Annotated in this window: 12 protein-coding genes; 8 read left to right on the plus strand and 4 right to left on the minus strand. The window is 70.6% G+C overall.

The features are described from left to right. The first annotated feature begins 51 nt into the window (after positions 1–51). The 8 genes from AAIB33_RS08820 to AAIB33_RS08855 all read left to right on the plus strand — a co-directional run bounded on the left by AAIB33_RS08820 (position 52) and on the right by AAIB33_RS08855 (position 7,844). Positions 52–1,224, plus strand: coding sequence for a low temperature requirement protein A (locus AAIB33_RS08820; RefSeq protein ID WP_345803164.1), 1,173 nt, complete (start codon positions 52–54; stop codon positions 1,222–1,224). Then, positions 1,221–2,501 (plus strand): exodeoxyribonuclease VII large subunit, encoded by a 1,281-nt coding sequence (gene xseA, locus AAIB33_RS08825; RefSeq protein WP_345803165.1) that lies wholly within the window; start codon positions 1,221–1,223, stop codon positions 2,499–2,501. Before AAIB33_RS08820 ends, xseA begins: the two co-directional genes overlap by 4 nt. A gap of 121 nt (positions 2,502–2,622) precedes the next feature. Then, on the plus strand, positions 2,623–2,865 hold the full coding sequence (locus tag AAIB33_RS08830; protein ID WP_345803166.1) for an exodeoxyribonuclease VII small subunit: 243 nt from the start codon (positions 2,623–2,625) through the stop codon (positions 2,863–2,865). Next, positions 2,865–3,503: a DUF4245 family protein gene (locus AAIB33_RS08835; RefSeq protein ID WP_345803167.1), complete on the plus strand. Its 639-nt coding sequence runs from the start codon at positions 2,865–2,867 to the stop codon at positions 3,501–3,503. The genes AAIB33_RS08830 and AAIB33_RS08835 overlap by 1 nt, the downstream gene beginning before the upstream one ends. A 61-nt stretch (positions 3,504–3,564) precedes the next feature. Further along, positions 3,565–4,206 (plus strand): carbonic anhydrase, encoded by a 642-nt coding sequence (locus AAIB33_RS08840; protein WP_345803168.1) that lies wholly within the window; start codon positions 3,565–3,567, stop codon positions 4,204–4,206. Between the two features lie 27 nt (positions 4,207–4,233). Further along, complete coding sequence (locus tag AAIB33_RS08845) at positions 4,234–5,628, plus strand: class II fumarate hydratase (protein WP_345803169.1); 1,395 nt, start codon at positions 4,234–4,236, stop codon at positions 5,626–5,628. Positions 5,629–5,679: 51 nt separating this feature from the next. After that, entirely contained in the window at positions 5,680–7,191 is a 1,512-nt protein-coding gene (locus tag AAIB33_RS08850) for an ATP-binding protein (RefSeq protein ID WP_345803170.1), read from the plus strand. After that, positions 7,188–7,844 (plus strand): response regulator transcription factor, encoded by a 657-nt coding sequence (locus tag AAIB33_RS08855; protein WP_345803171.1) that lies wholly within the window; start codon positions 7,188–7,190, stop codon positions 7,842–7,844. Before AAIB33_RS08850 ends, AAIB33_RS08855 begins: the two co-directional genes overlap by 4 nt. Before the next feature lie 299 nt (positions 7,845–8,143). Here the strand turns inward: AAIB33_RS08855 and AAIB33_RS08860 are convergent, their stop codons facing one another. From AAIB33_RS08860 to AAIB33_RS08875, 4 genes are all read right to left on the minus strand, one after another. Next, a complete protein-coding gene (locus AAIB33_RS08860) occupies positions 8,144–8,764 on the minus strand; it encodes a hypothetical protein (protein WP_345803172.1) in 621 nt (206 codons plus the stop codon). 195 nt (positions 8,765–8,959) lie between these two features. After that, positions 8,960–10,315, minus strand: coding sequence for a PhoH family protein (locus tag AAIB33_RS08865; protein ID WP_345803173.1), 1,356 nt, complete (start codon positions 10,313–10,315; stop codon positions 8,960–8,962). A gap of 336 nt (positions 10,316–10,651) precedes the next feature. Continuing rightward, positions 10,652–11,773 carry an aminotransferase class V-fold PLP-dependent enzyme gene (locus tag AAIB33_RS08870; RefSeq protein WP_345803174.1) on the minus strand — a complete coding sequence of 374 codons (1,122 nt, stop codon included), beginning with the start codon at positions 11,771–11,773 and terminating at the stop codon, positions 10,652–10,654. Between the two features lie 90 nt (positions 11,774–11,863). Beyond that, positions 11,864–12,643 (minus strand): isoprenyl transferase, encoded by a 780-nt coding sequence (locus AAIB33_RS08875; RefSeq protein WP_345803175.1) that lies wholly within the window; start codon positions 12,641–12,643, stop codon positions 11,864–11,866. Positions 12,644–12,692 lie beyond the last annotated feature (49 nt).

The following is a 12,692-nucleotide window of genomic DNA, read 5'->3' on the forward strand; positions in this document are numbered from 1 at the left end:
TCCTGACAGCACGGCGGGGCCGGCGTCGGAGGCGTGCGCTACCGTGACCGGGTGGCATCCTCGTCCCGTCCCGCCGCTGCGGGGCAGCAGCCCCGCGTCGCGCGCATCGCGTCGCGGGTCTCCACGATCGAGCTGCTCTTCGACCTCGTCTTCGTCTTCACGATCAGCCGGGTCGCCGAGATCATGATCGACTCCCCCGACGCCACCGGCGTGGCCCAGGGGGCTCTCGTCCTCGCGCTCGTCTGGTGGATGTACGACGCGTTCGCGTGGCTCACGAATCAGGCGGCGCCCGACACCGCCGGCTTCCGCATCGCGCTCATCGGTGCGATGGCGGCGTTCCTCGTGATGTCGCTCGCGATCCCCGACGCCTTCGGCTCGACGGGCGTGCTGTTCGGCGCGAGCTATATCGTCGTCGCCCTCATCCACGCGGCGCTGTTCATCCTGCGCGGCGGGGCGGCCGCCGCGCGGCGCATCCTGTTCGTCGGCACGTCCAATGTCGTCGTCGGCGTGCTCCTCCTCTTCTCGGGCTTCGTGGAGGGCCCCCTCGACTGGGTGCTGTTCACCGTGCCGCTGGTGCTCTTCCTCATCAGCGCGCTGCTCAGCGCCCGCGGCGGCTTCGACCCGGGTGCGGCGCACATGGTGGAGCGCCACGGCCTCCTCATGATCATCGCCTTCGGCGAATCGGTCGTCTCGGTCGGCGTCGGCGCCACGGGTCACGAGATCGGGGCGCCGCTGCTGGTCGGCACGGTCCTGGCCGTCGCGCTCGTCGCCGCGCTGTGGTGGTGCTACTTCGACGGCGACGACTCCCGGGCGGAGACGCGTATCGAGGCCCTGCCTCCCGCACGTCGCACCGGCGTCGCGCTCGTGGCCTTCTACCTCGAGCACCTCGCGATGATTTTCGGTCTGCTCCTGCTGGCCGCGGGGCTGCACGAGCTCTTCGTCGATCCGTTCGCCCCCCTCGAGTCCGCCTGGGCCTGGCTGGTCGGCGGCGGAGTCGCCCTCTACCTCGCCGGCGACGCGGCCTATCGCGGCACGCTCGACCTGGGCCCCGTCGCGGCGCGCCTCGTGGCTGCGGCGTTCTCTCTCGCGACGGCCGTGCTCGGCATCTCCGTCGCGGGGGTCGCGCAGCTCGCCGTGCTCCTCGGGATCGTCGTCGTCGTGCTCGTCGCCGAGAACGTCCGCCGCTCCAGGGCGGTCCCCCAGCGTCAGGATGGGAGCGTATGACTCATTTCGAACCGGCAGCAGTACCCGGCGAGGCGCCGCCCGCCGACTCCGTGCATCCGCGGGAGTCGAGCCCGCAGTCGCCCACGTCCGTCTCGCGCCTGAACGAGACGATCCGGGGCTTCATCGAGAAGTGGGGCTTCGTCTGGGTCGAGGGCGAGATCACGTCGTGGAATCTCCGCGGCGGCAACGTCTTCGGGCGGCTGAAAGACCTCGGCTCCGATTCGCTCATCTCCTTCCGCCTCTGGTCGAAGACGCTGCAGCGGGTGCCCGGCGACCTCAAGGTCGGCGACCACGTCATCGCGTGCGTCAAGGCCGACTACTTCGTCAAGCAGGGCGACTTCAGCTTCACCGTCTCCGCGATGCGCCATGTCGGGCTCGGCGACCAGCTCGAGCGGCTCGAGCGTCTGCGGGCGCACCTGCGCGCCGAGGGGCTCTTCGACCCGTCGCGCAAGAAGCCCCTCCCGTTCCTGCCGCACACCATCGGGCTCATCACGGGCGAGAACTCCGACGCCGAGAAAGACGTGCACCGCAACGCCGAGCTGCGGTGGCCCCAGGTGCGCTTCGTCACCAAGTACGCAGCGGTGCAGGGGGAACGGTGCGTTCCCGAGACGATCGCGGCTCTCAAGGCACTGGATGCCGCACCCGACGTCGATGTCATCGTCATCGCCCGCGGCGGGGGCGATCCTCAGACACTCTTGGGATTCAGCGACGAGCGGCTCGTGCGGGCCGTGGCCGCGGCATCCACTCCCGTCGTCAGCGCCATCGGGCACGAGAACGACCATCCGCTCCTCGACGACGTCGCCGACCTTCGCGCGTCGACGCCGACCGACGCGGCGAAGCGCGTCGTGCCCGATGTCGCGGAGCAGCGCGCCCTCGTCGGCCAGCTGCGCTCACGCCTCACGATGCGGCTCACGCAGCGCGTCCAGCACGACATCGTCCAGCTGGAGCAGCTGCGCTCGCGCCCCGCGCTGCGCGCCCCCGAGTCGATGCTCGAGTCCCGCTCGCACCACCTGTGGCTGCAGGTCGCCCGCGGACGCGACGTCGTCGACCGACGCCTCGAGACGCAGTCGCGCCGCACCGCCGAGCTGCGCGCCACTCTCCGGGCGCTCTCCCCGGCCTCGACGCTCGGGCGCGGCTACGCCATCGCGCACCTCGCCGACGGCGTGATCGTCCGGGATGCCGCGCAGGCCCCCGCCGGCACGGAGGTCGTGGTGACGGTCGGCCGCGGATCGTTCGCTGCCCGGTCCGAGGGCCAGATCGCCGAGGAGTCGCTCTGAGCGCCGGTCGCTCGAGAGCGAGCGACCCGGCGGAAGGCCGTCGGAGCACTGAACCGAGTCCAGGCACGGATCGCTCGACAGCGAGCGACCCGGCGGAAGGCCGTCGGACCGCCGATCTAAGATGGACGTCATGAGCGTGTCGAGCGAGGAGCTTCCCGACGTCGCGACTCTGTCGTTCGAGCAGGCGCGCGACGAGCTCATCCGCGTCGTCGGAGAGCTCGAGCAGGGCGCCCCCACGCTGGAGCAGTCGCTCGCGCTCTGGGAGCGCGGCGAGGCCCTCGCGGCCCGCTGCGAGGAGTGGCTGCTCGGCGCGAAGCGCCGGCTCGACGCCGCCCGCTCGACCCCGGAGGCCGCGGAGGCGTGATGGCGAAGGGACCACGGGTCGTCGCCGAGCTCGGCCGACCCGAGACGCCGGAGGAGACCGCGGCGCGCAAGGCCGCATTCTCTGCCGCATACCGGTCGAGCCAGAACACCCGCAACCTGATCGCGGCGCTGCTGGCGACGCTCGCCGTCGTGGTCGTCATCGTGTTCGCGGTTCCGCGCGGCGAGGTGCCGCCGGCCAAGGCGGTCGACGTCGCCGCAGTGGCGAAGACCATCGCGTCGTCCGAGGACCGCACTGTCATCGTCCCCGAGGTGCCCGACACGTGGCTGGCCAACTCGGCCACGCTCGAGGGCGACTCGGTGAGCGCCTGGACGATCGTCTACGTGCCCGACGAGGCATCCGGCTACCTCCGCGTCGCGCAGGGATTCGACGCGGATCCGTCCTGGCCGGCCCGTGTGCTCAAGGGCGCCGGCACCGACGGCACCGTCACGGTGGACGGTGTCGTGTGGGACGTGTACGACATCCCCGACCCCGCGCGTGCCGGCAACGTCTCGATCGCCCTCGGCACGCAGGCGGGTGCCGACACGGTGCTGATCTACGGCTCGACCGATCAGAAGACGGCCGAGCGCGCCGCCGCCGGCGTCGCCGACCAGATCCGCGCGCTGCAGAACGGGTCGTGATGCCGCACGACCCCCGCCCGGCTCTCATGACCGACATCCACACGACAGAGGGAGTGTTCCGATGACACAGGCCGCCACGCCCCGCGAGGTCTGGCAGGAGATGATCGCGGGCAATGCGCGCTTCGTCGACGGCTCGCCCCAGCACCCCCGTCAGGACGTGGAGCGCCGCCACGAGCTCGCCGACGGGCAGCGGCCGCGCGCGGCCCTCTTCGGATGCTCGGACTCCCGCCTCGCGGCCGAGATCATCTTCGATGAGGGCCTCGGCGACCTCTTCGTGATCCGCAACGCGGGCCAGGTCATCTCCGACTCCGTCGTCGGCAGCCTCGAGTACGCCGTCGCGGTGCTCGAGGTGCCGCTCATCGTCGTGCTGGGTCACGACGCGTGCGGTGCCGTCCGCGCCGCCATCGACAGCACGCAGGTGGATGCTCCGGCCCTGCCTCCGCACATCTGGCGGCAGATCGCCCCCATCGTGCCGGCCGTACGCCGTGTCATCCAGAGCCGCGAGCACGGCGCGGAGATCGACGCCGAGACCGTCGGCCGCGAGCACCTCCGCGACACCGTCGCCGATCTGCTGCACTCGTCGGAGCTCATCAGCGACGCCGTCGCCGAGGGTCGCCTCGCGATCGTCGGCGCGAACTACCGGCTTTCCGAGGGCACCGCCGTGCCCGACATCATCGTGGGCGACGTCTCCGACGCCGCCTGACCCACACCCACTCCGGAGGACGAAGACGTGACCGACACCGAGTACCGCATCGAACACGACACGATGGGCGAAGTGCGCGTGCCCAAGGACGCGCTCTACGCGGCGCAGACGCAGCGCGCCGTCGAGAACTTCCCCATCTCGGGCGATGCCCTCGACCCCGCGCAGATCGTGGCGCTCGCGCGCATCAAGAAGGCGGCGGCGCTCGCGAACAAGGAGCTCGGCACCCTCGACGGCGCGATCGCCGACGCCATCGGCCGCGCCGCCGACCGCATCATCGCCGGCGAGCACGCCGACCAGTTCCCGATCGACGTCTACCAGACGGGCTCCGGCACGTCGTCGAACATGAACATGAACGAGGTGCTCGCGACGCTCGCGACGCAGGACCTCGGGTCCACGGTGCACCCCAACGACCACGTCAACGCGTCGCAGTCGTCGAACGACGTCTTCCCCACCTCGGTGCACATCGCCGTGACGCAGGAGCTCATCGACGACCTGATCCCCGCCCTCGACCACCTCGCCGTCTCGCTCGAGGCCAAGGCCGAGGCGTGGAAGACCGTCGTGAAGTCGGGTCGCACGCACCTCATGGATGCCACGCCCGTAACGCTCGGGCAGGAGTTCGGCGGCTACGCCCGCCAGATCCGCCTCGGCGTGGAGCGGGTCCAGGCGGTGCTCCCCCGCGTCGCCGAGGTGCCGCTCGGCGGCACCGCCGTCGGCACGGGCATCAACACGCCGCTCGGCTTCCCGCAGAAGGTCATCGAGCTCATCGTCGCCGACACCGAGCTGCCGATCACCGAGGCGAAGGACCACTTCGAGGCCCAGGCCAACCGCGACGGCCTCGTCGAGGCATCCGGTGCCCTCCGCACGATCGCGGTGTCGCTCACCAAGATCAACAACGACCTGCGGTGGATGGGCTCGGGCCCCAACACGGGCCTCGGCGAGCTGCACATCCCCGACCTGCAGCCCGGGTCGTCGATCATGCCCGGCAAGGTCAACCCCGTCGTCCCCGAGGCGACGCTCATGGTGTGCGCGCGCGTCATCGGCAACGATGCGACGATCGCGTGGGCCGGCGCATCGGGCCTCTTCGAGCTCAACGTCGCCATCCCCGTCATGGGCACGGCGCTGCTCGAGTCGATCCGACTCCTCGCGAACTCGGTGCGCATCCTCGCGGACAAGACGATCGACGGTCTCGAGGCGAACATCGAGCGCGCCGCCGCCTACGCGGGCATGTCGCCGTCCATCGTGACGCCGCTCAACAAGCTCATCGGGTACGAGGCCGCCGCGAAGATCGCCAAGCACTCCGTCGCGAAGGGCATCACCGTCCGCGAGGCGGTCATCGACCTCGGCTATGTCGAGCGGGGCGAGCTGACCCTCGAGCAGCTCGACGAGAAGCTCGACCTGCTCTCGATGACGCATCCCGGATGATGCGGAGCGCACCGCGTATCGCCGGAGCCGGGGCAGGACGATAATCAGGGAATGACGCGCTCGCCCCGGCCCATCTCGGCGCGCGCACGCATCCTAGGGGCGATCCTCGCGGTGGCGTGCGTGGGCCTCGCGATCGTGGGCAGCGTCACCTTCCTCGTGCAGCGCGAGCGCGTGCTGTCCGACATCGACGACCGCCTCGAGGCGCAGATCGACGTCATGCGCACCGTCGCCGGCACAGCCGACACCTCGGAGACCGACACGACCGGCTCGGGTGACGTCGAGAAGCTGAACGCAACCCAGTACGACAACGTGCAGGACTACCTGAAAGCCGTCGTCCGCGTGCTCGTGACGGGACGCAACGAGGCCGCCGTCGGCGTCATCGACGGTCGGCCCCGCTACATCCCCGAGACGCTGTCGGGCTTCAACATCGCCGACAACCAGGCGCTCATCGACCGCGCCGTCGCGGAGGTCGAGGAGAAGGGCGGGCCGGTCAAGGGCACGGCCGCGACCGACGACGGCTCTCTCCGCTACATCGCCATCCCCATGGAGATGCCCAACGACCCCCGGAGCGCCGTCTACATCCGCGCCGTCGACCTCGGGGCCGAGCTCGCGCCCGTCACGGCTGCGGTGACGACGTACTGGATCGCGGCCATCGCCATGGTGCTGGCGATCGGCGTCGTCGGCTGGTTCGTGGCGGGGCGGCTGCTCTCGCCGATCCGCCACATCCGCGAGACCGCCGACTCCATCACGATCACCGACCTGTCCCCGCGGCTTCCCGAGCAGGGCAACAACGACATCTCCGACCTCACCCGCACCGTCAACTCGATGCTCGATCGCCTGGAGGGATCGGTCGACGTGCAGCGGCAGCTCCTCGACGACGTGCGCCACGAACTCAAGACGCCGATCACGATCGTGCGCGGCTACCTGGAGATGATGAACCCGAAGGACATCGTCGACGTGGAGAGCGCGCGCGACATCGGCATCGCCGAGCTCGACCGCATGACGCGTCTCGTCGACGACATCGACCTGCTCGCGGCGGTGGAGGGCGAGCAGTTCGCGATGAGCGACGTCGACCTCGGCGCGCTCACATCGCGCGTCGGCGAACTGGTCGCGATGATCCAGGGCCACACGTGGCGGGTCCAGCAGCAGGCCTCCGGCGTCATCCAGGGCGACCAGGACCGCCTGCTGCAGGCCTGGCTGCAGCTCGCCGACAACGCCGCCAAGTACACGCCCGAGGGCTCCTCCATCGAGATCGGCAGCGCGCTCGACGACGAGGGCGCGCACCTGTGGGTGCGCGACCACGGCCCCGGCATCCCGCCCGCGGCCCGCCACCGCATCTTCCGGCGCTTCGACCGTGCACACGGCAAGCGCACGGTCGGCGGCTCCGGACTCGGGCTCGCGATCGTCGACGCCATCATGAAGGGCCACGGCGGTCGGTGCGTCGTCACCGACACTCCGGGCGGCGGAGCGACCTTCACCATCCACCTGCCGCTGCCGACGTCGGAGCTGCCCCAGCCCGTCCGCGCCGGTGACGTCGTGCTTCAGCGGGAGGCCTCCGGATGACGCGCATACTCATCGTGGAGGACGAGCCCCGCATCGCCGCCTTCGTGAGTCGAGGACTCGAGGCGGCGGGGTACACCACCGCGATCTCGGACGACGGCGCCGAGGCGCTCGAGCGCGCCCTGCGCCCCGACATCGACCTCGTGCTGCTCGACGTCGGCCTGCCCTCGATGGACGGATTCGAGGTGCTCCGGGAGCTGCGCTCGCGCGGGAGCACGGTCCCCGTCATCATGCTCACCGCGCGCTCGTCGACCCGCGACACGGTGGAGGGCCTGGACGCGGGCGCCAACGACTACATGTCGAAGCCGTTCACGTTCGACGAGCTGCTCGCCCGCGTGCGATCGCGCCTGCGCGAGAGCGCCGGTCCGCCCTCGACCTCGCTCGTCCACGGCGACGTCGTGCTCGACATCCTGGCTCGCCGCGCCACTGTCGGCGGGCGCGAGGTGGAGCTGTCGGCGCGTGAGTTCGCCCTGGCCGAGCAGTTCCTCCGCAATCCCGGCCATGTGCTCAGTCGCGAGCAGCTCCTCAGCCGCGTGTGGGGCCTGGACTTCGATCCCGGCTCGAACGTCGTCGACGTCTACGTGCGCTACCTCCGCGGCAAGCTCGGACCCCAGCACATCGTCACGGTGCGCGGCGCCGGCTACCGCTGGGAGTGATCCGGCCGACGCCGTCAGACGCGGGATGCCGCGGCATCCGCTCCCCTGCTCATGACGACCCGACGACCGGCAGGAGTGATCCCGCCGACTCTGTCGGGCGAGGGATGACGCGGCATCCGCTCCCCTGCTCGAGACAGCCCCGGCTATCGGGAGGAGTGATCCCGCCGACTCCGTCGGGCGAGGGATGCCGCGGCATCCGCTCCCCTGCTCATGACGACCCCGGGGCGAAGAGAAGCCCCCGGTGCTGGGGGACACCGGGGGCTGGGAAAGGGCCGGAGCTGGGGGACTCCAACCCTGGGTCAGTCGCCTCGTGGGGGCTTGGACGACTGATCTCTCTTCAATCCGGACCAGGACGAGAAGTCACTGCCGGATGTGCCACCCGCTCTCGCGGGGGTCTGTGAGGAGCTCGTGCCCGACGTCGTGGCGTCGGAGTCATCGAGCTGCCGTTGCAATTTCGCGACCCAGCGCGAGATCTGCTCGCGCGTCCAGCCGTGGTCCTCGGCCCATGCGCGCAGACGGTCCCACGAGCCGGACCGCAGCGCATCGGCGGCGATCTCCTGCTGGGAGGGAGCCGCGCTCTGCTGAGCGGAGGGCGTCTCGGGCTGCGCCGGGGCGGCCGGCTGCACCGGAGCAGGGGCCTGGGTCACGTCTTGAGGTTCGGGCGCCGGCACGACCTCGGCGGTCGAGACGGGCGCGGGGATGTCGGGGACCACGGGAACGACCGTCGCAGTCGCCGTCGGACTGGGGGTCGCCGACGGCGATGCGGCGGAGGGGGTGACGCGGACGACGTCGACGTTCACAGCGGCGCCGGGGGCGTCGGCGAGCGCGGCGCTGTTGCTCAGCGTCACCGCGCAGGCGACAGCGACGGCGGCAGCCCCGGCGATGAACCCGCCGGCGGCGAATCCGGCTCGTCCGTCCACTCGTCGCTCCCGTGTCACTGGCCCTGAAGGGCGCCCTTCGGCACGCCGGAGTCCACCGGAGTGCCTCATCAATCGTCGCAGACGAGGGTGAGAGGACGAGGAGAGGAGGATGAGACTCTTCTCATTCTGCATGCGCCCGCATGCACGGAAAAGGGCCGGGATGCCGCAGCATCCCAGCCCTCTCACAGCCGGTGTTCAGGCGAGCTCGCCCGCCTCCAGGAGGTCGGTCACGAGCGCGGCGATGGCGGAGCGCTCACTGCGCACGAGAGTCACGTGCCCGAAGAGGTCGTGGCCCTTGAGCGTCTCGATGACGGAGGCCACGCCGTCGTGCCTGCCCACCCTGAGGTTGTCGCGCTGGCCGACGTCGTGGGTCAGGACGACCCGCGAGTTCTGCCCGATGCGGCTCAGCACGGTGAGCAGGACGTTGCGCTCGAGCGACTGCGCCTCGTCGACGATCACGAACGCATCGTGCAGCGAGCGGCCGCGGATGTGGGTGAGCGGGAGCACTTCGAGGAGCCCGCGCGCGATGACCTCCTCGATGACGTTCGCCGAGACGACGGAGCCCAGCGTGTCGAAGACCGCCTGACCCCAGGGGTTCATCTTCTCCTGCTGGTCGCCGGGGAGGTACCCCAGCTCCTGCCCGCCGACCGCGAAGAGCGGGCGGAAGACGATGATCTTCTTCTGCTGCTGACGCTCGAGCACCGCCTCGAGACCCGCGCACAGGGCGAGGGCCGACTTGCCCGTGCCGGCGCGCCCGCCCAGCGAGATGATGCCGACGTCGGGATCGAGTAGGAGGTCGATCGCGATGCGCTGCTCCGCCGACCGGCCGTGCATGCCGAACACCTCCCGGTCGCCGCGGACCAGTCGGTACGACCCGTCGCCCGTGACCCGCCCGAGGGCCGATCCGCGCTCGGAGTGGATGATGAGGCCGGTGTTGACGGGGAGACCGAGGACGTCCTCACTCGAGGCGACCTCGCTCTCGTAGAGGTCGCTGATGTCGTCGCCCGAGACGTCGAGGTCGGCGATTCCGGTCCAGCCGGAGTCGACGGCCTGCTCGGCGAGGTACTCCTCGGCGGAGACGCCGAGCGATGCGGCCTTCACGCGCATCGGCAGGTCCTTCGAGACGACCGTGACCTCTTGGCCGTCCTGGGCGAGATGCAGGGCGACGGCGAGGATGCGGCTGTCGTTGTCCCCCAGGCGCATGCCCGACGGCAGAACGGTGGCATCGGTGTTGTTGAGCTCGACGCGGAGCGTGCCGCCCTCGCCGACCGGGACGGGGAAGTCGAGGCGTCCGTGCTCGACGCGCAGCTCGTCGAGGTGGCGCAGCGCTTGACGCGCGAAGTACCCGATCTCGGGATCGTGCCGCTTCCCCTCGAGCTCGGTGATCACGACGACCGGGATGACGACGTTGTGCTCGGCGAAGCGGAAGAACGCCCGCGGATCGCTCAGCAGCACCGAGGTGTCCAGCACATATGTCCTGAGCACCTCCCCCAGCTCGTCGACCTCGTCGGTCGTCTCGCGGTACTGCCTGTGTGGTGCTCGTGTGGTCACAACCCACTCCCGCCCCGGGTTCGTCACCCGGCAGTCAGCGAGTCGACCAAAGTCACGAGTCGCGATCTTTCCGGCCGACTCGAACGGGCTCCTTGCCCGTTGGGATGAAACTACGGCGGCGATGTGACAGCGGACTGCAGACACGCTGGCCCAGGATTACGAGCGTGTGAATTTCCGGTGGACGCCGGGATGCCGCATCCGCCGCATACCCGCACCCGCGGCATCCCCGATATCCGGCGCATCCGCCGCATCCCCGGTGTCCGGCGCATCCCCGGCATCCGCCGCATCCCCGGTATCCGGCGCATCCGCCTCAGCAGCGGTATCGGCCGGAAGCGCTCACCACACCCGCGCGGACGAGAACGCTGCCAGCGCATCGCCGAAGAGGCGCAGCGTGTCGGCACCGGTGCCGACGTGCGGAGCGACCCGCACGAGACCGGAGCGCACCGTGACCGTGAGGCCGTGATTGGCGAGCGACGCCGCGAGCGGGGCCACATCCTGAGGCGCGGGTGCGAGAGCGACGATGCCGGCGCGACGCCCCGCCTCGCTCGGCGTGACGACCGGGATCTCGTACCGCTCGGCGAAGTACATGACATCGCCCGACCGTGCGACGAGCTCGCTCTCGATCATGCCGACACCCACGTCGACCACGTCACGGAGTCCCGCGACGAGGCGGGCGAAGGCGAGGTGGTCGGGGGTGGCGACCGAGAAGGCCTGAGCGGAGGGCGCCGGCAGCGGAACGGCGTCGACGGGCAGATCGCCCTCCACGCCCGAGAAGCCGGACAGGACGGGGGCGATGCGCTCCAGGGCACGGTCGCCGAACCACGCGAAGCCCGTCCCCCGGCCTGCACGGAGCCACTTGTAGCCGTTGCCGCAGACCACGTCGGCTGCGGCCCAGTCGGCCTCAACGACACCGAAGCCTTGGATCGCGTCGACGATGAGAAGGCGGTCGCCGATGACGTCGCGGAGAGCCGCGAGGTCGGCGCGGTATCCGGTGCGGAAATCCACGAGGCTGACCCCGACGGCGGTGGTCTCGTCGGTCAGCGCCTCGCGCACCGCTTCGGGCGTCACGTAGCCGCCCTCCGGCTCGAGCCACTGCAGCTCGATCGAGCCGAGCGCGTCAGCGGCGCGGGATGCCGCGACGGTGAGGCTCGGGAAGTCGCCGCGCGAGATCATGAGCCCCCCGGCGAGCCCGTACACGGCCTGCATGAGGCCGTACGTCGTCGACGGCTGGAGCGTGACCTGCTCGGCATCCGCCCCCAGCAGCTGGGCGATGAGCTCCCGCGCCTCGCGCGAGTGGTCCGCGACGAGCTCGATGCTCGACGGACGCCCCGACCCCAGCAGCTCGGCGTCGGCGTGCACCTCGGCGCGCACGCTCGGCGCCAGAGGCCCGAACGCCGCCCAATCGAGGTAGCCGGGTTCCCCGTCGAAAGAGGCGAGATAGGACTCCCAATCGGTCACCGCCCCATTCTGGCATGGCCGCACCGGGGTGCAGAGAGGGCTTGACGAGGCGTCCGGGCCCGGTCAGCGCGTGAAACCGGGGCCGCTCGCTCAGCTGCCGAAGCGACGATCCCGCGACGTGTAGTCGCGGATCGCGCGCAGGAAGTCCACTTCGCGAAGGTCGGGACCGAGCGCCTCGACGAAGTAGAACTCGCTGTGCGCCGACTGCCAGAGCAGGAAGTCGCTCAGCCGCTGCTCCCCCGAGGTGCGGATGACCAGGTCGGGATCGGGTTGACCGCCGGTGTAGAGGTGCTCGCCGATCTGCTCGGGGGTGAGGCTCTCGGCGAGGTCTTCGAGCGAGCCCCCGTCCTTCTGATGCGCGGCGATGATGCTGCGCACGGCGTCCACGATCTCGCCCCGCCCTCCGTACGCGACCGCGAGGTTGACGTGCATGCCCGTCCTGTCCTTGGTGCGCTGCTCCGCCTCGGCGAGCACGCGGGCGAGGTCGGCGGGAAGCGGATCCGCGCGCCCGACGTGCTTCACGCGCCAGTCGCGCTCGTGCGAGAGCTGATCGGCGAGCTCGGCGATGATCTGGATCAGATCCTCGAGCTCCTTCGAGTCGCGCTTGCGGAGGTTGTCGGTGGAGAGGAGGTAGAGCGAGACGACGCGGACGCCGATGTCGTCGCACCAGCCGAGGAACTCGCGCATCTTCGCCGCGCCCGCGCGGTGTCCATGGGCGGCGGAGTCGTAGCCGAGCTGCTTGGCCCAGCGCCGATTGCCGTCGATCATCATCGCGATGTGCCGCGGCACGGTCTCGGGGGTGAGCTGTCGCCGGAGCCGGTTGATGTACAGCCGGTAGAGGGGGCCTCTTCCCTCGTTCGACGCGGTCACTCGCCTACCGTACCGCTCGTGCCCCGCACGCGCCGGTCGCGGCGGTGTG

It is taken from the genome of Microbacterium sp. AZCO, assembly GCF_039614715.1.
Taxonomy (GTDB): Bacteria; Actinomycetota; Actinomycetes; order Actinomycetales; family Microbacteriaceae; genus Microbacterium.